The organism is Photobacterium sp. MCCC 1A19761, assembly GCF_037389125.1.
In the GTDB taxonomy this organism is placed as follows: domain Bacteria; phylum Pseudomonadota; class Gammaproteobacteria; order Enterobacterales; family Vibrionaceae; genus Photobacterium.
The window spans coordinates 207,483-230,573 of the sequence record NZ_JAZGTF010000003.1; the positions used below are offsets into that span (position 1 = coordinate 207,483).

The 23,091-nt window shown below is 52.4% G+C and carries 22 protein-coding genes and 1 pseudogene; 10 read left to right on the plus strand and 13 right to left on the minus strand.

Annotated elements, in window-relative coordinates; genetic code table 11:
- Nucleotides 1-102: 102 nt before the first annotated feature.
- The 3 genes from VV869_RS06040 to VV869_RS06050 all read left to right on the plus strand — a co-directional run bounded on the left by VV869_RS06040 (nt 103) and on the right by VV869_RS06050 (nt 3,529).
- Entirely contained in the window at nt 103-1,398 is a 1,296-nt protein-coding gene (locus tag VV869_RS06040) for a GGDEF domain-containing protein (RefSeq protein ID WP_337734071.1), read from the plus strand.
- 88 nt (nt 1,399-1,486) lie between these two features.
- The gene (locus VV869_RS06045; RefSeq protein WP_337734072.1) at nt 1,487-1,978 is read left to right on the plus strand and encodes a GNAT family N-acetyltransferase; all 492 of its coding nucleotides are present in this window, start codon (nt 1,487-1,489) and stop codon (nt 1,976-1,978) included.
- A gap of 777 nt (nt 1,979-2,755) precedes the next feature.
- Nucleotides 2,756-3,529 carry an AraC family transcriptional regulator gene (locus VV869_RS06050; protein ID WP_337734073.1) on the plus strand — a complete coding sequence of 258 codons (774 nt, stop codon included), beginning with the start codon at nt 2,756-2,758 and terminating at the stop codon, nt 3,527-3,529.
- Here the strand turns inward: VV869_RS06050 and leuA are convergent.
- Nucleotides 3,522-5,255, minus strand: coding sequence for a 2-isopropylmalate synthase (leuA, locus tag VV869_RS06055; protein WP_337734074.1), 1,734 nt, complete (start codon nt 5,253-5,255; stop codon nt 3,522-3,524). The two genes, VV869_RS06050 and leuA, sit on opposite strands and share 8 nt — an antisense overlap.
- A gap of 350 nt (nt 5,256-5,605) precedes the next feature.
- Entirely contained in the window at nt 5,606-6,829 is a 1,224-nt protein-coding gene (locus tag VV869_RS06060) for an MFS transporter (protein ID WP_337734075.1), read from the minus strand.
- 98 nt (nt 6,830-6,927) lie between these two features.
- Between VV869_RS06060 and VV869_RS06065 the strand changes: the two genes are divergently transcribed.
- The gene (locus VV869_RS06065; RefSeq protein WP_337734076.1) at nt 6,928-7,704 is read left to right on the plus strand and encodes an AraC family transcriptional regulator; all 777 of its coding nucleotides are present in this window, start codon (nt 6,928-6,930) and stop codon (nt 7,702-7,704) included.
- A gap of 85 nt (nt 7,705-7,789) precedes the next feature.
- On the opposite strand, the gene VV869_RS06070 is transcribed toward VV869_RS06065, so the two are convergent.
- A complete protein-coding gene (locus VV869_RS06070) occupies nt 7,790-8,281 on the minus strand; it encodes a DUF1993 family protein (protein WP_337734077.1) in 492 nt (163 codons plus the stop codon).
- Between the two features lie 342 nt (nt 8,282-8,623).
- Here VV869_RS06070 and VV869_RS06075 point away from each other — a divergent pair, with 342 nt between their 5' ends.
- The 3 genes from VV869_RS06075 (at nt 8,624) to VV869_RS06085 (ending at nt 11,909) form a co-directional block, all read left to right on the plus strand.
- The gene (locus VV869_RS06075; RefSeq protein WP_337734078.1) at nt 8,624-9,097 is read left to right on the plus strand and encodes a PAS domain-containing protein; all 474 of its coding nucleotides are present in this window, start codon (nt 8,624-8,626) and stop codon (nt 9,095-9,097) included.
- A gap of 12 nt (nt 9,098-9,109) precedes the next feature.
- Nucleotides 9,110-10,591, plus strand: coding sequence for a methyl-accepting chemotaxis protein (locus VV869_RS06080; protein WP_337734079.1), 1,482 nt, complete (start codon nt 9,110-9,112; stop codon nt 10,589-10,591).
- Between the two features lie 334 nt (nt 10,592-10,925).
- Complete coding sequence (locus VV869_RS06085; RefSeq protein ID WP_337734080.1) at nt 10,926-11,909, plus strand: sensor domain-containing diguanylate cyclase; 984 nt, start codon at nt 10,926-10,928, stop codon at nt 11,907-11,909.
- A 122-nt stretch (nt 11,910-12,031) separates the two neighbouring features.
- Here the strand turns inward: VV869_RS06085 and VV869_RS06090 are convergent, their stop codons facing one another.
- Nucleotides 12,032-12,913 (minus strand): LysR family transcriptional regulator, encoded by an 882-nt coding sequence (locus VV869_RS06090; protein ID WP_337734081.1) that lies wholly within the window; start codon nt 12,911-12,913, stop codon nt 12,032-12,034.
- A 109-nt stretch (nt 12,914-13,022) separates the two neighbouring features.
- On the opposite strand from VV869_RS06090, the gene VV869_RS06095 reads away from it, so the two are divergent.
- Together VV869_RS06095 and VV869_RS06100 are read left to right on the plus strand one after the other, a co-directional pair.
- Nucleotides 13,023-13,232 carry a DUF2798 domain-containing protein gene (locus VV869_RS06095; protein ID WP_337734082.1) on the plus strand — a complete coding sequence of 70 codons (210 nt, stop codon included), beginning with the start codon at nt 13,023-13,025 and terminating at the stop codon, nt 13,230-13,232.
- Nucleotides 13,233-13,783: 551 nt separating this feature from the next.
- Nucleotides 13,784-15,013, plus strand: coding sequence for a YadA-like family protein (locus VV869_RS06100; protein WP_337734083.1), 1,230 nt, complete (start codon nt 13,784-13,786; stop codon nt 15,011-15,013).
- A 184-nt stretch (nt 15,014-15,197) separates the two neighbouring features.
- Here the strand turns inward: VV869_RS06100 and VV869_RS06105 are convergent.
- The 3 genes and pseudogenes from VV869_RS06105 to VV869_RS06115 all read right to left on the minus strand — a co-directional run.
- Nucleotides 15,198-15,966: pseudogene (locus VV869_RS06105) on the minus strand (IS4 family transposase); the annotation flags it as partial.
- Between the two features lie 163 nt (nt 15,967-16,129).
- Nucleotides 16,130-16,531, minus strand: coding sequence for a VOC family protein (locus tag VV869_RS06110; RefSeq protein WP_337734085.1), 402 nt, complete (start codon nt 16,529-16,531; stop codon nt 16,130-16,132).
- 105 nt (nt 16,532-16,636) lie between these two features.
- Nucleotides 16,637-17,185, minus strand: a complete 549-nt coding sequence (locus VV869_RS06115; RefSeq protein WP_337734086.1) for a TetR/AcrR family transcriptional regulator — start codon at nt 17,183-17,185, stop codon at nt 16,637-16,639.
- Between the two features lie 152 nt (nt 17,186-17,337).
- Between VV869_RS06115 and VV869_RS06120 the strand changes: the two genes are divergently transcribed.
- Nucleotides 17,338-17,871, plus strand: coding sequence for an HPP family protein (locus VV869_RS06120; RefSeq protein ID WP_337734087.1), 534 nt, complete (start codon nt 17,338-17,340; stop codon nt 17,869-17,871).
- A gap of 246 nt (nt 17,872-18,117) precedes the next feature.
- On the opposite strand, the gene VV869_RS06125 is transcribed toward VV869_RS06120, so the two are convergent.
- From VV869_RS06125 to VV869_RS06150, 6 genes are all read right to left on the minus strand, one after another.
- Nucleotides 18,118-18,507 carry a TonB-dependent receptor gene (locus tag VV869_RS06125; RefSeq protein WP_337734088.1) on the minus strand — a complete coding sequence of 130 codons (390 nt, stop codon included), beginning with the start codon at nt 18,505-18,507 and terminating at the stop codon, nt 18,118-18,120.
- Nucleotides 18,508-18,647: 140 nt separating this feature from the next.
- Nucleotides 18,648-19,100 carry a hypothetical protein gene (locus VV869_RS06130; protein ID WP_443147297.1) on the minus strand — a complete coding sequence of 151 codons (453 nt, stop codon included), beginning with the start codon at nt 19,098-19,100 and terminating at the stop codon, nt 18,648-18,650.
- 176 nt (nt 19,101-19,276) lie between these two features.
- A complete protein-coding gene (locus VV869_RS06135; protein ID WP_337734091.1) occupies nt 19,277-19,825 on the minus strand; it encodes a hypothetical protein in 549 nt (182 codons plus the stop codon).
- Nucleotides 19,826-20,054: 229 nt separating this feature from the next.
- A complete protein-coding gene (locus tag VV869_RS06140) occupies nt 20,055-21,620 on the minus strand; it encodes a methyl-accepting chemotaxis protein (protein WP_337734092.1) in 1,566 nt (521 codons plus the stop codon).
- 352 nt (nt 21,621-21,972) lie between these two features.
- A complete protein-coding gene (locus tag VV869_RS06145) occupies nt 21,973-22,434 on the minus strand; it encodes a MarR family winged helix-turn-helix transcriptional regulator (protein WP_337734093.1) in 462 nt (153 codons plus the stop codon).
- A 15-nt stretch (nt 22,435-22,449) separates the two neighbouring features.
- Nucleotides 22,450-23,070: a cytochrome b/b6 domain-containing protein gene (locus tag VV869_RS06150; RefSeq protein WP_337734094.1), complete on the minus strand. Its 621-nt coding sequence runs from the start codon at nt 23,068-23,070 to the stop codon at nt 22,450-22,452.
- Between the last annotated feature and the right edge of the window lie 21 nt (nt 23,071-23,091).

The following is a 23,091-nucleotide window of genomic DNA, read 5'->3' on the forward strand; positions in this document are numbered from 1 at the left end:
GTTCAAGCTGATGTGCCTGGGGAAAGGGAGAACTGCTAACCGTGTCACCTAGCAACGACATCCCGAATTACCGTGACATTGCCCCTGCGAAGAGATGTGCTCATGGATTATCAGAAAGGGATTGTTTTGAGATTGTTCGCTTTTTTCTCCCCGGTCAAAGGAGAGTTGACCGCCACGTTGCTGATCATGTTATTTATTCTGCTGGTCACCACCCCGAAGAATTTTATCGACAATTACAAGCTACGCGCCCAGGCTGAAGATTTGGAACTGGTGGAGCTGGTTTACCTGCAACGGATTCAGACCATCGAAGCCGCGCTGGCGCTCATCGCGCAGCAAGCCGCCACCACCTTTGATGCCAACGAGGCCGCAGCCGCGTTACCCAAATCGCTGTCGAGCAATATCACCCGCATTGAAGTTTTGGACCCGTCCCACTACCGCACTTTCGTTGCCGACATGAAGCTCAATATCGGCGCCTGGGATCACTACGCCAGCGAAGAGCCGTTCAATATCGCCCTCGCGGATAACGGCAATAGTTATTTCATCCGCACATCAGCCGATCGCCAAATTCCGCTGTACTATGTGGCCACCGTGAACAGCGAGCTGTTCTGGACGGTACCGAACAACAACGTCATGGTGGTCAACACCGACAGCCAGGGCAACGTGCTGTTTTCACACCGTGAAAATCAGGGCAAACTCGACAAGTTGCTGCTCCACACACTCAAAACCAGCGAAGCATCGGAAGGTTACTATCTCTACCGCAACGAAAATATCTCATACCGAATTATGACTTCCGGAGGCCAGACCCTCTACATGCTGTTTATCGATCGCTTCCGTCTGGTGGATCGGATCTATTTTCTGATGATTATCATTGGATTTCTGGCGATGGTGCTGATGCTCAGCGTTTATCAGATCAATAACAAACGAAAACAGGCCCATTACCAGTCTTCAATTGATGAACTGTCGCAACTGTTTAACCGCAAACACCTGCACCGCAACAAACGTAAAATCGAAGCCCAGCCCGATCAGTTTGTTGCCCTACTGGATATCGACTACTTCAAAAGCGTCAATGACACCTTCGGCCATATCACCGGCGATAAAATCATTAAACAGATTTCCCAATTGCTGAAAGATAATGCCCGCAAGAAGGACATTGTATTCCGCTACGGCGGCGAAGAATTTCTGATGGTACTGAGCGCAGATTCCCTGAGCGAAGCGGAGAGAATCTTTAACCGGATCCGCCAGCGCATTGAATCAGCTCCGCTGGACCCGCGAGTGACCGTGTCAGTGGGCATCGCCAAACTCGACGGCAGCATCGATCGCGCGCTAGCCGAAGCCGATAAATATCTGTACGTCGCCAAGGAGTCCGGCCGAAACAGGGTGTGCAGCGCGTTGGATTAAAATCTTGGGAAAGCAGGCGGGCTCATTCGGTCAATTTGGTATTGATGATAAACTCCCTCAATCCAATCTCCCAACGAGAGAATCACAGATGCTTGAATCCATGACGTTCCAGACCGACCACTTACAGGCCGAGACGCTGGATCGAACCCGGCCGGGACTCCATGAGGAAATCATGGCCCTGTTTACCGACAAGGTCAGCCGTTTTTTGCCGCCGGATTGCGGCCAACTTCGAACCCAGGATGATGTCGAGCAGTGGCTGGATCGCCGGCTCAATCTCGGCAGCATCGTTCGATTGACTCGGGCTGGAGAACTGGCAGGGTACTTATTTGTGTTTCCGGAAGCAGCCGCGCAGTACCGGATCGGTTATGTGATTGCCGAACCCTACTGGGGGAAAGGACTGGCCACCGAAGCAATGCAGGGGCTGATCAAACACCTGACGCATTCTGCGCCGCAGGTACAGTTCATCGCCGGGATTGATCCCGTCAACGCCGCGTCTCGAAAGGTGTTGGAGAAGCTCGGGTTTGGCTATGACCACACGCAAGCTGAAATTGATTACTACGTGCTGGAAGCCAGCCAGTAAAGCAATTCAGGTCTCCCAAAGCAACTCGGGTCTCCCAAAAGCAACTCGGGCCTCCCGAAAGCAAGCCATGAAAAAACGGCCCAGAGCAGATGCCCTGGGCCGTTTTCCGTTCCGTTTAAACCCTGTGTTCCAAGCAGGGTTGCTGGCTCGCCAGCTCGCTGACGCTGCACTGTATTAACCATGAAGTGCATCGCCAGTAATGCAACCGCCTCCGTTACCTGGCCATTGCAATGTTCGGGGATTCGAGTTGCTCAAATCTGGGGCTAATTTATCACACATTTTGATAAGATCAAATATTTTTGAACCGTTATAGATATTTTTGATCAAAGGGCAAAAGTTAAACGCTCATTTTACCTGTCCGGCACGCAACACAATCCGCAGGAAACGTGACTTACGCAGTCTCTGAAAAGATTGCCAACTGACACAGAGAAAAAAATCCCATAAAAATACATTATTATCAACAATATAAATTAGAAACTATTGACTCGCCAACAATTGGTTTATCTCAAATATCAGGAAGCAGTACATTCTGGTGGCTGGAGCCATCACTCAACTTTATAAGAAACTATCAATAAAATTTGAAAAATTAGTTTCCAATATCAGACGATGTTACCGCTTTCCCCCAAAAGGCCGTCCGATCCTTAGTGCATAATGTTCAACTTTCATCAACCACATACCACAATGATCGGCATCGAAATTGACGCTGTGATCCAGTAACTTAGTGGGAACCTTCCAACTCATCCGGGCAATACAATGCATTTTCAGACCGAGAACCTGATGCAAAACTTAGTCGCACAGGCCCATCACTATGACCATGGCGACTGTGAGCCGCTGCATACGCATACCACCACCCAGCTTCTGCATACCATCAGTGGGGTGCTCAGAATTGATACCCCGTCCGGCAGTTGGGTGGTCCCACCGGGTCGCGGTTTATGGATCCCGGCCGGGATCGCACACAGCCTGCAAGCCACCGGGAGCGTCGAAGTGCGAACCCTGTTTCTGGATCCGCTGGCCCGGGCTGATTTACCCGGCGAATGCGGCGTCTTTTCGGTCAGCCCGTTGTTACGCGAACTCATCGTTGCGGCAGTAGATATTCCGCAACAAGTTGAACCCGGTAGCCGGGATGAGCGTTTAGTGGAGCTGATTTTAGACGAACTACGCGGACTTCCCCTGCTGGGATTTCATGTGCCGGTCGCCCGGGAAGAGGCGCTCAAGCAACTGTGCGACACCATCAACCAACGTATCGATCATCCCTGGTCGATCAGCGATGCCTCGCAGATCCTGAATGTGAGTGAGCGGACCGTTTCGCGAAAATTCCACCAGCAACTGGGATTAAACTTCGGCGAATGGCTGCGCCGCCAGCGGCTGCTCCGAAGCATGGAGCTCCTCGCCGCCGGGCACAGTGTGATTGAAGCCGCGCTGGCGGTGGGTTACGAAAGCCCCGGCGCTTTCAGCCAGGTCTTCAAAAGCCGGGTCGGCCTGTCACCCACCGAATACCTGCAGGCCCCGGCATCAGACTCCGGCCTTGGCCCCCTGGCGCCCGCTAGCTGAGCGGTTCCAGATCAACGTTCGGCTGCGCGGCAGATGCGTCCTCAATACAAGCGGCAGAAGCGGGCGCCTTCAGGGCATTGCTGATCGCATTCAGCGCCGCCTGCAGTGAAGCGCGGCTGGCGTCGGCTTCAATCGCGACGCCGAAGAACCGTTGCTGATCGGCAGTTTCACAACCGACGTAGGCTACCGCTTTACTTTGCGTTTTTTGACCCAGGGTATGCTCCGCATAATCCAGGATATTGACCGAAATTCCCCACTTCTGCCGCAAACCATCCATAAGCGCCGACAGCAGCCCGTTGCCTTCAGCCCGGATACTGACCGTTTTGCCCCGAAACGCAATCCGGGCACAGAGCCGCTGTCCGATTTCTCCCGGCTCGCAGCGATAATCCAGCAGAGCCAGGTCCGGAGTCGGCACCAAACCGTAGGACTGGCGGAACAGCAACCAAATTGGCGACAGGCCCATCTCCTGTCCGCTGATATCAGCCTGCTGTTTAACCCGCTGGCTGAAGTCAATCTGCAAGGCTCTGGGCAGCTTCAGGCCGTGATTTTGCTCAATCAACCAAGCCGCGCCGCTTTTGCCGGACTGGCTGTTGACCCGGATCACCGCTTCATAACTGCAACCGACATCCTGCGGATCGAGCGGCAAATATGGGATCGACCATGGCGCATTTGCACAGGCGGACTTTGCGGCGAACCCTTTTTTGATCGCATCCTGATGCGAGCCGGAGAAGGCCGTAAACACCAGCTCACCGGCATACGGATGGCGGGGATGCACCGGGATCTGATTGCAATACTCGATCAATTCGACGGTTTGCCGGATATCCGAAAAATCCAGTTGTGGATCGATCCCCTGGGTAAAGAGATTCATCGCCAGGGTCACCAGATCGACATTGCCGGTTCGCTCACCATTCCCGAACAAGCAGCCTTCGACCCGCAGCGCCCCGGCCAGCATCGCCAGCTCGGCCGAAGCCACCCCGGTACCGCGATCATTGTGCGGGTGAATACTGATCGTCACATGGCTGAGATCTGAAAACCAGCGGATAAAAGTTTCAATTTGATCGGCATAGACATTCGGGGTATTCACCTCGACCGTGGCTGGCAGATTGAGGATCAGCGGCCGCTCGGCACTCGGCTGCCAGGCCGCTTTCACCGCTTCGCACACCTCCAGGGCGAAATCCAACTCGGTGAAACAAAAGGTTTCCGGGGAATACTCCAGGATCCAGTCCGTTTCCGGCTGCTGCTCACACAATTTGCGGATTTGCACCACCCCGGCCACTGCCAGTGCCACCGTCTCAGCCTTACTCTTGCTAAACACCAGCTCCCGAAACACCGGCGCAGTGGCGTTATACAAATGCACAATCGCCCGGGGAGCGCCAGCCAGGGAGGCCATCGTTCTGTCGATTAAATCAGGCCGTGACTGGGTGATCACCTGAATCCAGACCTCTTCAGGGATTTTGTCCTGCTCAATCAAAGCGCGGACGAAGTCAAAATCGGTCTGGGACGCGGACGGGAACGCTACTTCGATCTCCTGAAACCCACAGCGGATCAGATGATCAAACAGCAGCACTTTTTTGTCCTGATCCATTGGATTCGCCAGGGCCTGATTGCCGTCACGTAAATCCGTCGAGCACCAGCGAGGCGCGGTGTTGAGCTGTTTGCCGGGCCAAGTCCGTTCGGCCAAATCGATCACCGGGGTCGGGGTATATTTTCCTGCGGGGTAAGTCATCGCTCATGCTCCTGTGATATGCGCTTGATATCGCTTTGGTTCAGTTGTGATCCTCAGTCTATGGCGCGGCGATCTGACCGTCTTACGCATTCGGGACAGTCACGGTTGCGCAGCGGACACACTGACTCACTCAGCGCTTATGCATCACTTGTCATTTCATGTTCAGGAGAACAACAAACCAATCGGCCCGGCAAAGATACCGGGCCGAGATATGCTTCAGCTCAGAGTTAGCTTCAGCGGCGGGAGAAAGCTTTTTCGCAGCCGATAATGTTTTCGTAGCAGACAGTGTTTTCACAGTAGATAGTTTTTTCGCAGCAGCAGAGAGAGCTGACGCAACGGACAACTCACGCTTAAGCCGTGGCTGAAACACTTTCAGTCGGTTCCGGTTCAGGTTTACAGGCCATCAGCCCGCAGTATCCCCACACCAGAGTGACGCCCAGCATCAGGGTCAGCGCCGAATCCCAGTTCTGGCTGATTTCGTACAGATAGCCGATGACCACCGGGCCGGTCGCTGCCAGCAAATAGCCGAGGCACTGCGCCATCCCGGACAGTGCAGTGGCCTGCTCCGGGCTTTCACTGCGCAAACTGATCATCGACAGGCCGAGAATAAACGCGCCGCCCTGCCCGACCCCGAGCAACAACGCCCAGAGCAGCGCCAGAGACGACACCATCAGCAAACCAAGCACGCCGGCCAGCGTCGCCACGATCATCACCCCGGCAATGGCACGCACGTTCTTCACTTTGGCCATCAGGGGCACCATCACCAACGCCGGCGCGGCCCCTGCCAATTGCATCAAGCCATGGTACACCCCGGCCTTTTCGGCGCTGAATCCCAGATCCAGTGCCATCACGGCGAACCAGCTGACAAAGACATAGTTGATAAAGGAGTTCAGTCCGAGAAACAGGGTGATCTGCCAGGCCACTTTTGAGCGCAGCAGATCCCCGATCCCCTGACCGGAACTCGGCTGCGGCGCAACCTGGCGGCTGACCCGCAGCCGGGGCAACCAGGCCAGAACGGCGCACAATGAGAGAGGCAGGCACCAGAGCAGCGCGACAGACCAACCCGGCACACTCGCCTCGGTCACCGACGTTGCCAGCCGGGCGAGCGGGATCACCACACTGGAGCCCAGGGCAGCTCCGACACTCATGATCAGCACATACAAGGCGGTCAGCGAGGCCGCATGACGGGCATGATCGCGTTTGAGCAATCCCGGCAGTAATACATTCGCAATCGCAATCCCGATCCCCAGCAGCAGGGTGCCGGAAAACAGCGCCGGAATCGCATGCAGCGAGCGCACCATCACGCCGGCCGCAATCGACACCAACCCCAGCATGATCGTCGCCTCCAGCCCCAGTCGCCGGGCCAGCACCGAAGCAAACGGCGAGAAGAACGCAAATGCAATCAACGGCAAAGTTGTCAGCAAGCCCGCCTGAGTCGCACTCAGAGACAGCGACTGGCTGATCTCATCCAGCAAGGGGGACAAGCTGGTAAACGGCGCCCGCATGTTCAGGGCGATAAACAGTAATGCCAGTAAAAACCAGAACGAGATGGGCGTAAGCGATTTATTTCGCATAATAATGACCAAATGAAGAATCCATGTCCGGCACTATAGACGGTTTACAGATTGCTGAATTAAGATAAATAGACATTTTATTGCTAAATTCGGACAAGATGACCGCCCAAACGCCCCTGTTCTCAGATGTCGACAACACTACGCACGCCGTCGACATCCTGTATACCCAGGCCGATGAACGGGTCGCTGAGTCGCCCTACCATCAACACCGCAAGGGACAGCTCGTGATGCCCACCAGCGGCGCGGTGACCAGCCGGATCAAAGATGCGATCTGGATTGTGCCGCCGTACTCCGCGGTCTGGATCCCGGGTAATATTCCCCACAGCAACCAGCTAACACCTGAAGGCAAAGGCTACATGTTGTTTATTGAACCCGATGCCGCCGACATGCCGGATCAGGTCTGTACCTTGTCCGTCAGCCCGCTGATCCGCGAAATCCTGATCACCCTTGCCGAGCGTCGTCAGGATTATCCGGCAGACAGCCCGACCGCGAGGCTGGTTCAGGTATTGCTCGATGAACTGCCCGCCATGCCGCGCGAACAGTTCGACTTCCCGATCCCGCAGGAGCCGCGGCTCAATCAAATTGCCACCGCGCTGCTGGCCGATCCGGCCGACCGACGCACCATGGCCCAATGGGCCAGCGCCTACGCGATGAGCGAGAAAACCCTTGCCCGACTCGTCAAACAACAGACCGGACTGACCTTCGGCAACTGGCGAAAACAGCTGCACATTGTGGTCGCGCTCCAGCAGCTGACCTCTGGAAAGCCAGTGCAGCAGGTTTCCGAGCAGCTGGGATATGAATCCGTCAGCGCCTTTATTACCTTCTTTAAGAAAACCCTGGGGCGACCGCCGAAGCAGTACATGACCGCACGCTGATTCGGTAAGCGCACCCTCAGGCCAGATCGAGAAGACTGGCTGAGAGCACGGACTGAGAACACAGATCGCCCGGAAACAGGTGAGGTTATTGCGACGGGATAAAGCTAAAGCCCAGCGGGTAAGCATGATAGCCATCAAAGTCCGCTTTGCTGACCGGCTCGCCCTGCAATTTGGCGATGGCATAAGCCATGCTGATATGGAAAAAGAAATTCGGCAGGATGTAGTGATGGATAAACTCGGGTTGCGGCAGGCTCACTTGGGCAAACCCGGCTGTGTCGGACAGCAATACATCCGGATCCAGTACCGTCACCTCAGGCTGTGCGTGTAAATAGTGCCGAGTCCGGGCAAGTTGCCGCGCCACTGCAACTCGGGTATTGTCCTGTTCCTGAAAAGAAATCACCGGGTTGCCCAGCAACGGGCAGTACCCACGCATGGCAAAATTCGCCGCAATTTTCACCTGCATTGCAAAAGGAAACATATCGTCGGTGAGCGATTGCTCAAAGACCTCATCACTGACTTTGGCCACCAGTTTTTCCAGTTGCTCCAAATAATGTATCAATACTGCTTTTACCGCCATACGCACAATTCCAACATCAGCCATTAATGACAAATAACATTATTAAATTAAATCACGAACGCACTGAAAGCCAGCGATTTGATGGGCTTACCACGCTCTCAGTTTTGTTCCCTTTATTTATTTTCTTGCACAAGCGGTGTGACCCTGATGAGAAAATTAATTATACCTTTGACGAATTCGGAGGGGATCACAGAAGCCATCATACCCATGCAAAATTACAAAGCATACAATTGATAGCCGGATACAAACGTATATAGTTTTTCATAAATCATCTGAGTAATTGTTCAGGGTGGAATAATGCGACACGATAGAGAAGTATCATTTGAGCCCAATGAGCTCATTGTGACGAAAACAAACCTGGAAGGTAAAATCACCTACGCAAACCGCACTTTCATGCGGGTTGCCAATTACTCAGAACTCGAGTTGCTTGGCAAAGATCACAATCTCATCCGGCACCCGGATATGCCCAAAGGCGTGTTTTACGGCATGTGGAAAACCCTGAAATCCGGCGAGGAGTTTTTCGGGTTTGTCAAAAACAGCACCGCAGACGGGAACTACTACTGGGTTTTCGCCAATATCACACCTGACCACTTGAATGGCCAGATGATCGGGTTTTATTCCGTCCGTCGATATGCTTCCAAAGCGGCCATCCAGGAAATCGAACGGATCTATCAGAAAATGCGGGAAATCGAACAATCCGCCGGAAACAAACAGGCCGGAGAAACCTCCTGGCAATGGCTGGCTGATCAGATTCAGCGTGAACACCAGATGGGGTATGAGGAATATGTGCTCAGCCTTTATGAAAAACATCAATAAGGGGGACATCACATGAAAACCAGCCAGGTCAGTAAAAATATTCTGCTGTTACAACAGAAATTCCTCGTGATGTGTGTGGTGTTTATTTCGGTCACCTTCGCGCTGTCTGTCGTCAACATGTACCAGCACGGTTTGAATACCTTAAATATCGTCTCTCCGATCTTTGCCCTATTTTTTGCCGTCTATGCCTACCGGGATCAACGTCGACCCATTATGGTGCTTGATCGGATTCGCGAAGCCCTGGATTCCGCCAAAGACGGTAACCTGCACGTGCGAATTACCCGCACCAAAGGATTGGGGGAAGTCGGTCACGTCGCTTGGGCGCTCAATGATTTTCTCGATATCATGGAAACCAATTTCAAAGAATTGGCCAACAGTTTCAACCGCGCCGGTAAAAAAGAATTTCACCGCAAGGGGCTCACGGCCGGATTGCCAAACGAATTTGCCAAAGCCATGAGCAATGTCAATACCTCCATTCATGCTATCCATGAAGCGCACATCTATTCCCGGCAGAACAGGTTAAAAAGTGAATTGCACCAAATTAATACCTCGAACCTGCTGATCAACCTGAAAAATAACCAGCAGGAACTCGTGACGTTATCCAACAAAATGGATGATGTATTGTCGATTGCCAGTGAAAGCCGTGACGGCGCGGAGCACAGCCGGGAAGTCGTCGGCGATATTCGCAACGCTCTGGATGATATGAATGCCCGGATGGCGACGATGGAAAGCACCGCGCAGGTCCTCGGACAGGAAAGTGTGCGTATCGCCGATACCATCAAGATCATTACCGATATCGCCGAGCAGACCAATTTGCTGGCCCTGAATGCGGCGATCGAAGCCGCGCGCGCCGGCGAAGTCGGTCGCGGCTTTGCCGTGGTTGCTGATGAAGTCCGTCAGCTGGCGGATCGCACCCGCTCCTCCACCTCGGAAATCAGCAGCATCATCAGTTCACTGACCACCCAGATTGAAGACATGGTATCCCAGACCATGACCGTGGGCGAACAAACGAAAAACGTCAGCAGTGAAGTGAATAACTTCCATACCAACTTCGACAAAGTCGCCAACTCATCCCAGGCGACCATTCAGCTGATGAACCAGGCGAAAGACCTTTCCTTCGCCTCTCTGGTCAAACTGGATCACGTCATCTATATGCAAAATGGTTACATCGGATTAGAAAAATGCGGAAAAGGTACCGAAGCTGAGGCTGTCCAGGTCGATCACTTCCACTGCCGTCTGGGTAAATGGTATTACGAAGGGGAAGGCTATGCGAGCTTCCGTCAATTGCCTTCCTACCGCCGCTTAGAAAGCCATCATGAGGCCGTCCACCAGAAGGTCCACACCGCGATGGATATCGTCCAGCAAGACTGGCTCAATGATGACAATATTCTTGAGCACCTCATCGAGACGATTGAGCAAGCCGAAGCATCCAGCAACGGGGTCATCGACAGCATCTCGGATATGGTACACGAGAAGCACCGCAAAGCGGGTTGATCTTTCGCGGGCCATCGACCGGCAAGCAAAGCTATGCAAAACTAAGCAAACTTCAGCCCCAACACCGCAAGAGCAGCCAACCGGCTGCTCTTTTTTTTGTGCCGATTTTAACCGAAGCCCCGCCATACGCGGTGTCGAATCAACGAACCTGGGCAACCCGCGTCCCTTGCATTTTGCTGAACCTGAGGGAAGTGCTTCGATTCAAACCGCTTGGTCAACGAAAATGAGAGCAGAGGACGGTTTTAGAGATAAATTTCATTGCTTTAACAACAAGTTTGATAATATCAACACAAAGAAGTGTGATACTGCTTCCATCTGTTAGGGACGCATGATAATGAATAATCAAGACAACTATCTCAAATCTGAACTCTACCAACTGCTGAATGAAGAGGCCGGGATCTTCGAATTCCTTCAGGATGGTTCACTGGATGGCCTGTGGTACTGGGATTTGGAAAATCCGGAACACGAATGGATGAACGAGCGGTTCTGGACGTTGCTTGGCTATGACCCCAGTGAGAAGAAACACCTAGCCTCTGAATGGCAAGACCTGATCTTTCCTGAAGATCTCGAAGCCGCGATGGAAAACTTCCGCAAACACAGCCTGGATCCAACCCATCCATACGATCAGATTGTCCGCTACAAGCACAAAAACGGCTCGACCGTCTGGGTGCGCTGCCGGGGCGTCGCCATTCGTGACCAATCCGGCAAGCCGGTACGGATGCTGGGCTCACACAACGATCTCACGGCCTATAAGCAAGTCGAAGAAGAGTTAAAACAGAAGAATCGTGAGCTGGAAAAACTGGCCTGCCGGGATCCGCTGACGTCGCTGTACAATCGCCGTATCTTTCACGAAATGCTGGACAAAGAGCTGGCCAAAAGTGCCCGCTATCAAACCCCACTGTCCATTGCGATTATCGATATTGACAACTTTAAGGCCATCAATGACAACTGGGGACACCAGGAAGGTGACCATGCCCTGTGTACCGTCAGCACAACCTTAACGAATACAGCCAGGCACAGCGATGTCGTCGCGCGTCTGGCTGGCGACGAGTTCATTATTCTGATGTACCAAACGGATGAAGCCGAAAGCAAAGCGGCAGGCGAGCGTTACCGCGCCAGTGTTGAGCACGGCCGGGTCACGGTCAGTATCGGCCTGACAACGTTTGTGGCACCTGCCGAGTTGGAAAAAAGCAGTATCCACGAGCTCTCCAAATGCCTGATCGCCCAGGCAGACAAAGCGCTTTACCAGGCCAAGGCCAACGGACGGAACTGCGCCCACCACTTTGCAGACTGCCACGACACCGCACCAGTTTCCTGAGCATCCGGGACGGGTTCGGCGCAGTGCTCCGCCTGCAATTCCAGGCGCTGAGCGCAACCCGATGCCCATCCCAACCGCGTGGTCACCGGTGCAGGTTTTCACCATACAATGTCCTCGCAGCTTTAAAACATGACCTGTTGCTTGAGATAATCGATCAACCTGGCTGCCCGGGTACTCAGCAGCTGACGCCTGTACCACACCGCATAAACATTCCGGTTCTCTCCGCGCCACTCCGGCAACACCTGGACCAATTGCTGATGACTCAGCTCCCGGACGACCTCCGTTTTGGGCACTAAGGTGATGCCCAGACCATCCACGGCAAACTGCTTCGCGACCTGAATGTCATTGACCAGCACCCGTCGCTGCCGGGGCTTCAGTTGAACCTGCTGCTTGGGATCTGCGCGCCCGAAAAGCTCCCAATGGGCGAGCGAGCGACTGATGATTAAGTCCCTATCTTCCAGTTGATGGGGTTGTTCCACAGCACCATGTGAGGCAAGGTATGCCGGACTCGCGACGAGTAATGTCTCAATCTGGCCCAATCTGAGTTGAGTCAGATCAGAGTCGGGTTGCTTGCCGACCCGGATCGCGAAGTCGGCATTTTCTGAATAGAAATGTTTGAGTGAATTGCTGAGTTCAAGTTCTAACTCAATGGCCGGATATTGTTTCAGATAACGGGAGAAGTACGGTTGCAGGCAAGTCACGACCAGATTCGTCGGCGCCAGCACTTTAATATGCCCCTTATCGCCGGAAATATCACTGTGGAGCTCATCGGTGATCGCTTCCATTGCATTGACATGAAAGCTGGCTTTTTCAAACAGCTGGCTCCCTTCCCGGGTCAACTCAAAATAATGGCTGTTTCGACTCAGTAATTTACAACCAAATTCATCTTCAAGCGCCTTAATCCGCCGACTAACTGTCGAAGACGGGATCTGCAAGCTTTCACTGGCCGCCTTCAGGCTGCCGACCTGGACGACCGCAACAAATAAAGAAATATTATCCAGCACCTTTTAATCCCATTTATGGGTTTTATAAGCCCATTAAGTTCCGTGGATGTCATATTTGGCACACGTTATAGTCTTTTGCGGACTCCTTCAACCAATTCGAGGCCTCACTATGAAGCAGCGCATTATCTTTACCGTGATTATGTCCTTTTTTCTGTCATCGCTGATGACGCTCTGGGTCACTTATCTCAACCTGGGAAATACCCCCCACTTTATCAATATGTGGGGGCATGCATTTATCATGGCCTGGCCGGCCGCCGGGGTGATTTCATTTTTCACCTCTCCCCTCGCGCAGCGTATTACTATGAACATTCTGAAATAACCCGCACCACCGCAGTCACCCATAAATTGATATTGTTCTAAACACCAAATGCTGCGCTCTACGCATGGGAGAACACTCCTCTCCCATGCCACTTTCTCTATTTCAACAAGCGATAATGAATCAGTTCATCCTCCGCCTGTGCCGCTTCGATACCCCTCTCAGACAACTGTCATTCCAATCAGACCATACAGCCCAGCTTCACTTCCCCGGCAGTTTGTTTCCTCGCAGTTACCCTCAACTTCCATCTCTTTCGGACCATGCGAGACTGTCCCCTAAATACACTGACCGAAAAACAAGCAAAATCACTGACGCAAATTACAACTCTTGAAACAATTTAGGCAACAAGCTAAAAGCTGAATTAGTTGCAATTAACTACTTCGTCAATTAGGATTCCACCCCGAAAATAAAGCATTTACTCTAAACCAACATCGTCACCGATAGTAGAAAGAGCTTTTGGCACCTAGCCAATTTATCCAATAAGAATTTACACGATTCAGGATTCTTATTGATTTTTACATTTCTCATATATCATGCAATTTCAAGGTTCACTTGTGAAAAAAACAGCTGTAGCTTCACTCATCGCTTCTGTATTTACACTCCCTGCCATGGCAGGGCACTACAATGGATTTACGGATGATAACCGCGGATGGGAAGACGTGAACACCTCTGGGGGTAATTATGAAGGAGAAGCAAACACCGCCTTTATTTATACGCCGGATGAAGTGAAGAACTACTCTTCAGACACACAGATCAGCTTGCTCACCGGCGGTGTCGGCATGGCACAATCAAAAGCCAAGGAAAACCAAAATAGAATTTCCTCTCTAAGCACCACTGTTAACCAGACACAAATATCGGTAATTCAGAATAAGAGCGCCATTTACTCTGCAACCAACACGATTAACGCCAACATCGATAGTATCGGCACCAACGCTGATGCAATTACGGCAGCAAACACTGCGATCAGTGCTAACACCGACAATATCAGCACCAACGCCGATGCCATTACGACAGCAAACACTGCGATCAGTGCTAACACCGACAATATCAGCACCAACGCTGATGCAATTACGGCTGCAAACACTGCGATCAGTGCTAACACCGACAATATCAGCACCAACGCCGATGCCATTACGGCAGCAAACACTGCGATCAGTGCTAACACCGACAATATCAGCACCAACGCCGATGCCATTACGGCAGCAAACACTGCGATCAGTGCTAACACCGATAATATCAGCACCAACGCCGATGCCATCTCGAAAGTAAACACGACAATCAGCGCCAACACCGATGCCATCACAACGGCAACTAACGCGGTCACCACAAATAGCACGGCGATAAAAACAGAAAGCGACGCGCGTAAAACAGCAGATCGTCAGTTAGCGCAACAAATGACCACCGTCTCGACAGAAGTTGAACAAAACACAACCAGTATTAAAGCGCTATATGACACGACGGCAGATCACGATGCACGTATCAGCGATAACACCAAGCGTATCCGGAAAATTGAATTTCAGGTTCAGGACCTCTACAGTGAAGTCAAACGCTTAGATGGCGCCATTGCTGCATCGACTGCAGTCGGCTCAATGATCACACCGCGCTATCAAGGTGATACCGTGATCTCCGTCGGCATGGGGCACTATAACGGTTCGTCTGCGCTTGCCATTGGGACAACCCATAATATGAGCGAAAGTGTGGCGCTTCGGGCTACAATCGCAGGTTCCGATGCCGACGATTGGGCAAAACCAATTTTCGGGGCTTCTGCAAACTGGGCCTTTTAAGTCATTTTGATGATGGACATACCGAAGCTCGGTGCGGCATAAACCCGTAGATCAAAAAGGGAGGCATAGCCTGTCTCTTGATCATATCTCTCCAGAGATAAAGGGTTGGGCCATAAGGTATCCTTCTTGAATGGCTGCTAATTTATACCAGCCTCGCCACAGGGCGGCCCAACCGGCCGCCCTGTTCGTAGTAACTGATTATTTCTTGGGCTTGAGCTGTCGTTGTTACTGGCTCTGAGGTCAGTAAGTGCCACTCCAGTTTCTCGTTGCTATCACCTTGCTCTTTACAACCAACGTAATACAGAGAAAGCGACTTACCACATTTATTGGCTGGAACCTTAATCGTAATAGGGGCAAAGCGTACATCTAATATTGCCTTACGCGCTTTGCGGCCACCTTGCTGAGCAATATGGATAGTTCGCTGCCCCGCTGGGTTGAGTTCTTTTGCATAGTTATGAAGCTTATAGCCACTCTCATCAATGCAACGGCTATAGGTCGAGCGCACAACAAAACGCTGCTGGCTGGTAAGCTTGTACTGCAAGTATTCGTAGATATCCGACTCCCTATCACACACTGAGATGACTCGGGCTTGGAGCTTACCTAAACGTTCAGACATTGCGATTGATGCCTGTTGCCACTTGAAGGTTTCTTTCTCTTCATACGGTCGCTTGGCGTATGTAGTGGTCAAGTAATAAACCATGCTCCCCAGCGACACTGGCTGTTGCCGAAAAACCGGCTTCAGCTATCGCATTGGCTTCAACATCAGGGTTACGAATGAGGCGATAAGCCCCCTCAACAGAGGCAGGATTAGGGCAGGCTTGCACAATAGACACTCCAACATTAGATGCCATATCACTGGCTAATTGGACGAGTCGTTGCGTACGTCTAGAGTCGCCGAGCTTGGCATGCGAAAAGGTTTGTTGAGCCCATTCTAAAGTGGAATTCCCTATCATGACGATGACCTTTACTCATATTGTGTTTGATCAGATCGAAATAAAGATAAAGAGTTCAAAAAAATCCCCCGCCTCATGGCGGGGGATTTGTGAATAAGAGACAGGGCATAGCCTCCCTTTCGTTATCATTCTTGATGCGAACCGTTCTCCGAAGAAAAAGTTATTACACCCCTGGCCAGTGAAATTCGACCCGGATCCCGCTCGGTTCATAACACATCATGTGCATTGCCGGGCCTTCCCGGATCAACTCCGGGGCAAACTCAATGTCAACACCGGAAGCCGCGAGTTTCTCATAGATGGCGAACAACGTGTCTTTGCTGCCGACCGTCAGTGCCAGATGATGTAGCCCCACGTTCTCTTTGCGGTCAAAGTGGACCGGGATATCCGTTTTCGCCGCCCAAAGGGTCAACATAATCGCCCCGTCACTGACGAAAATGGCCGGGTAATCCTCCCGTCGTTTGACTTCCTTCCATCCCAGCAAGGATGTAAAAAATTGCGCGCTCTCCTCAAGTCTGGAGACGGTCAAGCCCACATGGTGGACACCTTGCGTTACTGGTGATTGCATTGTTTTCTCTCCCTGAGTTATTCAACAATAGATTCACAAATTTCCCAGCAGACGATATGCCATAGGCGATATTTTCTGCACACATGATGATCGGGCAAGCTCCTCTCAGAGGTTCCCAAAAGCCAGTGCCCGGGCGCCCTGCCGATAAACGATTTCCTGCCCGGAGATATCGCCAAACTCAGCCCTGACAATCATGCCTTCCAAGAATGTCATCAAAGACTCGGCTCTCACCGCTGTCTCCGTTTCGCCCGCCTCGAATACCGTCAGAACCAAGGATTTCAACCAGGCCTTATGCGACAGCGCCTGGTCCGCCAACGCCTGATCATGGCCTTTAAATTCCGCCAGCGCATGCATGAACATACAGCCTTTAAAATGAGAGGCTTTAAACCAGTCGAAATGCCAGTCAAGAATGGCATCCAGCCGACCCAAGCTGTCATTCGCAGCAGCCACTTGCCCCTTCAGTGCTTCCTCAAAACGCTGATGCCGACGCATCAATACGGCTTCAATCAAATTATGTTTGGAACCGAAATGCCGGTACATCGAGGTTTTCGAGACCTCAGCCCGGTCCCGGATCAAATCGACCCCAACCGCCGTGTAGCCCAATTCATTAAACAGTTGCTCGGCAACGTCCAGAATATGCGTTTTCTTGCTCATACCCACTCCTTCTTATCCGCATGCTTTCATAAATTAGGTGTTGTCACAATGTGTACAGATCTGTATTATTAAATTCCAGATGTGTACAGATCTGTACACAACTTTCGCACACAGGCCAAGCAGTCGCCTGTTAAACATATGGAGATACGACAATGCAGAAGCTAAAAGGCGGCGGCGCGCTGCCCCCAAAACCTAAAATGATTCACATGATGAAAGGACTTGTCGGCGGATTTCTGGGGATCCTGACCCTCAGCTACCTCGGCCAGTCAACCGGCATGCCCTGGTTGATGGCCCCGTTCGGCGCAACATGCGTGATCCTGTTTGCCGCACCGGCTTCTCCCCTGGCCCAGCCACGCAATGTCATTGTGGGTCATATGCTCACCTCGGCGGTCGGGCTGGTATTCCTGTACGGGTTCGGCGACTCAATCATCGTGATGTCTCTGGCCGTCGGGGTCGCCATTATGCTGATGCAATTTTTCCGTGCGGTACACCCACCGGCGGGCGCCAACCCGGTTGCTATCATTCTGGCCGGCCAAGGGGTTATTGGATTTGATTATCTGATTACGCCGGTTCTGATCGGCAGTGTGACCTTGGTTGTGATTGCCTCGGTCATTAATAACTACGGTGAAGAAGGCAATTGGCCTATTTACTGGCACGGACTCAGCCGTCAAAAAGAAGGGTCCTAACGCAATCAGGCTGCCCTTCCCTCATGTTTCATTGAGCCGACATGAGCGGAAGGGGCCTGCACTTTCAGAGTTGAAGCAATGTAAGGCCACCCAACAAAAACCACCCTGCGCTTCTTGCCTTACTTACCATCAGAGATGTCCCGCCAGCGCCTCGAGAGTGGATCTCCTGTATGGAACGCCTGCCCGGATCACCCGCATAAGTCACGATATCCACTACAGGCAACCTTCAGGAAAACATCCGCCGTACTAGTCCCCGGATACCGACCGACCGCCGGACTGTGCAAAAAGCACGGTCATCAGAATCAGTCCCACCAGTACCGCAATGGACGCCATTCCTAATATCGGTTCAAGTGTTTCTGCCGCCACAAACTTCCCGTAGAGCAAAAACAACCCGATAAACAGCACGATAGCGGCCACATGATGAATCCAGAACTGCACCTTGGCTAATGGCTTGTTGCCATTGGTCAGCCAGAGCTTATGGCACAATCCATAAATAAACGAGACAACAAAACCGACCAGCATCATGTGCGCATGAGTGACCAGCTGGCCGTGGTTGTTCGACATCGCCATATAGATCCCCAGCATCAATCCGAGAATGGCATAACAGAAACTACTCAAAATATATCGTCTGTCCATCTTCGCTCCTCAGCAAAACATCATGCAATGCACCATGTGCTTGTACTTGTGCTTAAGAAACTATGGATCAAATTTTGAGATTTTGGATTCGCCGGTTATGGTTTGTATAGCATTCACCAACAACAGCAACACTCGTGTCGCTACTGCCAGCTCATCACGCCGTCATAGACCGAACAATCCATCACCGCATTGGCCGCATCGACCAGATAAACCTGCTGCTTCTCGGACGCAGGATAGGTCAGGTACGCCGAGCATTTTGCACTTTGCCCATTCCCGACCACGACTTTCGTGCCGGGTTTCAGCGTGCAGCTCACGAGTTTATCCAGCGGTGACCACTGATAGCAGATTTCATAATCCGAGCGATAGGCCGCGATTTTTCCTGACGGTTGATGGAACGCCCACCACTGGCCAAACTGGCTGTTCGGATTAGTGCTGTTCCAGGCCCGAAAGAGCACCACCTTGGCATCTGACTTGCTCTGATACACCTGCCCCTGACAGAGCTTGCCCTGCTCCGGCTCCCCCAATGCGCTGCTGAGCAGCGCCGGATCATCGGTCGGTTCAAAATGGGCCGCGATTCCCTGAGGTAATGACACGTCTCCCTGACATGCCTGTGCCTGTGCCTGTGCCGCTGCAACTGCTGCTGTTGTTCCTGCTGTTGCTGTTGTAGTTGTGGATGTTGCTTCGACGGCGGATTGAGATTCTTGCTGTGCCGTCATTTGGGTACAGCCGCTCAACACCAACACGCCGAAAGTGAGTCCTAACTTTTTCATCATGAATCCCTTACTCCATTGTTGTCCCCATCCATCCCTGAAGGACTCTGGCGATAATGATCCACCGCGAAACTAAACATCACTTTCATCATGAAGAAGATGCTGGTCACCAAAAACCATCCCGGTAAAGCCAGACTTAAAATCAGTAACAATCCAAAACACAACAGGCTGGCCGCGATAAACACCTGCATAGGATGCCCGAGGAGGCGATTCACAATCAGCGCACTGGCAATGGTGTAGAGCCATATCCAGAAGGCGGCCAACATCGGGGCTGACAGCAACCAGGCAATCGCCAGCAAGTGAACATGGATGGCGATAAAGAGCAGGCGTCCTTTCGGGCGTTGCGCGTAATACTGGTTCGTGCCGCGGGTGAAATTAGCAACGCATCCCGCCAGAACATCAGCAATCAAAACAACGCCCAAGACGGTCCGCCAAAGAGTTGGCTGCGGATCGGGGAAGTCAAAACGGAAAAAAATCAGGGACGTGCCAATCACGGCAAATAAAGCGGTACATACCACTTCAATCACTGACTGCTTTTCACCAAACACTTCATGCAACGCCTTCGGTACAAGAAAACTGTTCATTTATCCTCCATGGTCCGAATCAGTTGCGACAAGATTAGCAGCAATCAGGTGCATTTGATGTCAGCTCGTCAACCAGAATGCGATGCCTGCCCCACAATAAATTATTGATAAGTCCCTTTATATTCAAAGAAAAAGCCCCTGACTCAGGTCAGGGGCTTTCGCATTCATCTCTCACACCGTTACAGAACAATCCTCAGTGTGAGACTTTAAAAGAACCCACATGGCGGTCCAGGGCCCTGGCTAAATCGTCCAGGTGCTGCGACGTTTGCTCCAGTTTATGGCTGGCGTCCAGTCCGGCTTTGACCGAATTGTTGACGGTATCCATATTCTGGTTGATTTCATTCGCCACGCTGGACTGCTCTTCGGTTGCCGTCGCCACCTGAGTGTTCATATCCAGAATCATCCGAACCTGCTCTGTAATCGCTTCCAAAGCTGCAAACGCCTGCTCGGTCGCCTCGGTTCCGGCTGCGGTCAGCGCCTTACTGCTATCCATCGCACTCACCGCTTTTCCGGCTTCCAGCTGCAACTGATCGATCATGGTTTGGATCTCATCAGTTGACGATGCCGTTTTGGTCGCCAGGTTCCGCACTTCATCGGCAACCACCGAGAAACCACGACCAGCCTCTCCGGCCCGCGCTGCTTCAATAGCCGCATTCAGCGCCAGCAGGTTGGTCTGATCGGAAATACCGCGGATCACTTCCAGAATCGAACCAATCGACTGGGTCCGTTGGGCCAGATTGGTCACCACGCCGGACATCTGGTCCATTTCTCCCGCCAGATCCGTCATGGTATGCGTCGCGCCCTGCAAGGTTATGCGACCGGCCTGGGTCTCGTCATTGGCATGGCCTGCTGATTCTGCCGCGCCCGCCGCATTCTGAGAGATTTCATTAATCGTGGCGATCATTTCATTCATCGAGGTCACCACCAACAGGGTTTGCTCGCTTTGATCTTGTCCGCGCGACAATGCCTGTACCGATTGATGGCGCAGCTCAGCGGCAGAATGGCCGAGATCCTGACCGGTTTTCACCACCTGGCTGACAATCCCGTCAATCTTAGCGACAAAAATGTTGAACGACTCGGAGATCTGGGCAATTTCATCTTTCCCGTCCACCGGCAGCCTGACGGTCAAATCGCCGTCCCCGCGGGAAATATCAACCAGGGCATGCTGCAAGCCGACCAAAGGTTTGAACAACCGGCCCAGTACCCATACCAGGACAGCGGCACACAACAGGAAAATTGCGACAATCGCCGACAGCTGCGCCACCACGATCTCTTCCGCGGCATCACTCACCTCGGTAATCGGGATCCCGACATCAAAGGAGCCATACAGCGCCCCGTTGACATACACCGGGGTCATAATGTCATACACCCACACCTGCTGGACATCGGCATACCATTTCAGGTGTTGCGCTTTCCCACTCCCGGCACCGGCAACGGTATAGCTGTCGTCATACACTTTATTCAGCTTCTGCGTATCACTGTGGGCGATTGCCTGAATATTTTTATCAATCACCACCGCATAACTGATGTCTCCCCGCTGTTTCAGCGATTGAACCAGCGCCTGAAGATCAGCCTGGGGCTGCGCGGATGTCTCCAGTACATACTCCACATGTTTGGCCAGCAATTCGGCCTGGGCCTGAGAGCGCTTGAGGATGATATTGTCGATTTCATGATGGGAGATATAGGAGGTCGAAGTAATGCTGGCGATTGCTGCTATCGCAAACATCGCACTGACAACAAGTAATATAATTTTTTTCACTGTGAATAACCTTATAGCCACGCTGAGACGCGTTGTGTTCTTTTTTGATTCAAGCCATTCCCGGTCACCCGAGACCTTGGGGGAACGCAAACAGCCGGAATCAGATCGGCATCTGTTACGAGAAAGTTGGTCAGACGACTGGTCCGATAACTGATGGAACGCTCATCATAAAGCCGTTACAAATATGCAACAACCCACTCAGTGTGGGGTTTATCCCATTTCTTATACGCAGACAGTATCTTTTATCGGCCGAAATGCCGGAAAGTTAAACCGGATCAGCAAATCATGCAGGTCACTTCAAAAGATCGCCGGCAAACTCGGGCGAGTTGCCAGCGATCCCGGGCTGGGGTCATCAAGAAAGGTCAGCAGTCGCTCTGGCTGCCAGCATCTTACTGAGCAGTGCAATCAACTGATCGCGCTCAGCTTCCGAAAGTGCGGACAGAAATTCGTGGTTACAGGCCTTAGCTAACGCCGTGGCTTCCGCTTCCAGCGCGCGTCCCTGCTCAGTGAGAAAAATCTGGTAAGCCCGTCGGCTGGTCGGATGCTTTCGCCGCTCCACCAGCGCCAGTTTTTCCAGCGTATCGAGTACCCGGGTGGTAGTGTAGTTCGCCGTCTGGCAACGTGCCGCCAGTTCAGACTGAGTCAATCCTTCCTCTTCCCACAGCACAAACAGGGTCGGCCAGAGCCCGATATGCAGCCCCAGTGCTTTCAGTCGCTGATCCAGGGAATCGGCCATTTGGCCCCCCAACACGGCCACTAACCACCCTAAACTTTCCTGCCGGGGAAGCAGAGCCTCTTTTTTTTTCTCAACCACGATATCTCTCAAACATCAAATCATCAGTAATACAACCGGCGCCAGAACAAGCCCACAACTGGCCACAAATACCAGCGCAGCTTTGCGATGGCTTTCCAACTTCGGCTGCCGGTTTCCTTTCGCCCGACCCGTGATCATCGCCAGCAGCAAGCCTTTTCCGAACAGGCGGTAACCGGCAATCGCCACAAGATGCAGCATCACGAACGCGATAATCCCCTCAGCGGCCACCGCATGAATTTGCTCAGCCTGGCGGACCGCACTGCGACCGAACATCCCTACCCCGTCTATCAGTTCACTGTTCATCAAGCCGGTGACCGATTGCACCAGCAATAAGGCAATCATGGCAACAACCATCAGCCCGCCCAGCGGATTGTGACCGACAAACGGCGTCCCCTGCCCTTTGAGGTAGGCCAGGATCGGACCAATGGGGCGGACAAAATTGGCAAAACGCGATGTCTCGCTCCCGGCCAATCCCCAACCCACACGCCAGATCAGCAGCAGTAAGATCATTAAACCCAATATCTGATGAACCAGTGACGAACCCCCGCCGTTGAGCCCGGTTCCCAGTAATCCGGCCACCAACAGTGCCTGGAGCCAGTGATAGATCCGAGTCGGTAGGTCCCATACTTTTATCATTGCAACACTCCCAAATACAAC

Excerpts from the sequence above, each read along its gene's own strand:
- leuA (WP_337734074.1), bottom strand. The coding sequence starts at position 5,255 with ATGACTTACCCCGCAGGAAAATATACCCCGACCCCGGTGATCGATTTG.
- VV869_RS06095 (WP_337734082.1), top strand. The coding sequence starts at position 13,023 with ATGAAGCAGCGCATTATCTTTACCGTGATTATGTCCTTTTTTCTGTCA.
- VV869_RS06045 (WP_337734072.1), top strand. The coding sequence starts at position 1,487 with ATGCTTGAATCCATGACGTTCCAGACCGACCACTTACAGGCCGAGACG.
- VV869_RS06065 (WP_337734076.1), top strand. The coding sequence starts at position 6,928 with ATGACCGCCCAAACGCCCCTGTTCTCAGATGTCGACAACACTACGCAC.
- VV869_RS06085 (WP_337734080.1), top strand. The coding sequence starts at position 10,926 with ATGAATAATCAAGACAACTATCTCAAATCTGAACTCTACCAACTGCTG.
- VV869_RS06070 (WP_337734077.1), bottom strand. The coding sequence starts at position 8,281 with ATGGCGGTAAAAGCAGTATTGATACATTATTTGGAGCAACTGGAAAAA.
- VV869_RS06125 (WP_337734088.1), bottom strand. The coding sequence starts at position 18,507 with ATGGACAGACGATATATTTTGAGTAGTTTCTGTTATGCCATTCTCGGA.
- VV869_RS06120 (WP_337734087.1), top strand. The coding sequence starts at position 17,338 with ATGCAGAAGCTAAAAGGCGGCGGCGCGCTGCCCCCAAAACCTAAAATG.
- VV869_RS06050 (WP_337734073.1), top strand. The coding sequence starts at position 2,756 with ATGCAAAACTTAGTCGCACAGGCCCATCACTATGACCATGGCGACTGT.
- VV869_RS06115 (WP_337734086.1), bottom strand. The coding sequence starts at position 17,185 with ATGAGCAAGAAAACGCATATTCTGGACGTTGCCGAGCAACTGTTTAAT.
- VV869_RS06060 (WP_337734075.1), bottom strand. The coding sequence starts at position 6,829 with ATGCGAAATAAATCGCTTACGCCCATCTCGTTCTGGTTTTTACTGGCA.
- VV869_RS06110 (WP_337734085.1), bottom strand. The coding sequence starts at position 16,531 with ATGCAATCACCAGTAACGCAAGGTGTCCACCATGTGGGCTTGACCGTC.
- VV869_RS06080 (WP_337734079.1), top strand. The coding sequence starts at position 9,110 with ATGAAAACCAGCCAGGTCAGTAAAAATATTCTGCTGTTACAACAGAAA.
- VV869_RS06150 (WP_337734094.1), bottom strand. The coding sequence starts at position 23,070 with ATGATAAAAGTATGGGACCTACCGACTCGGATCTATCACTGGCTCCAG.
- VV869_RS06040 (WP_337734071.1), top strand. The coding sequence starts at position 103 with ATGGATTATCAGAAAGGGATTGTTTTGAGATTGTTCGCTTTTTTCTCC.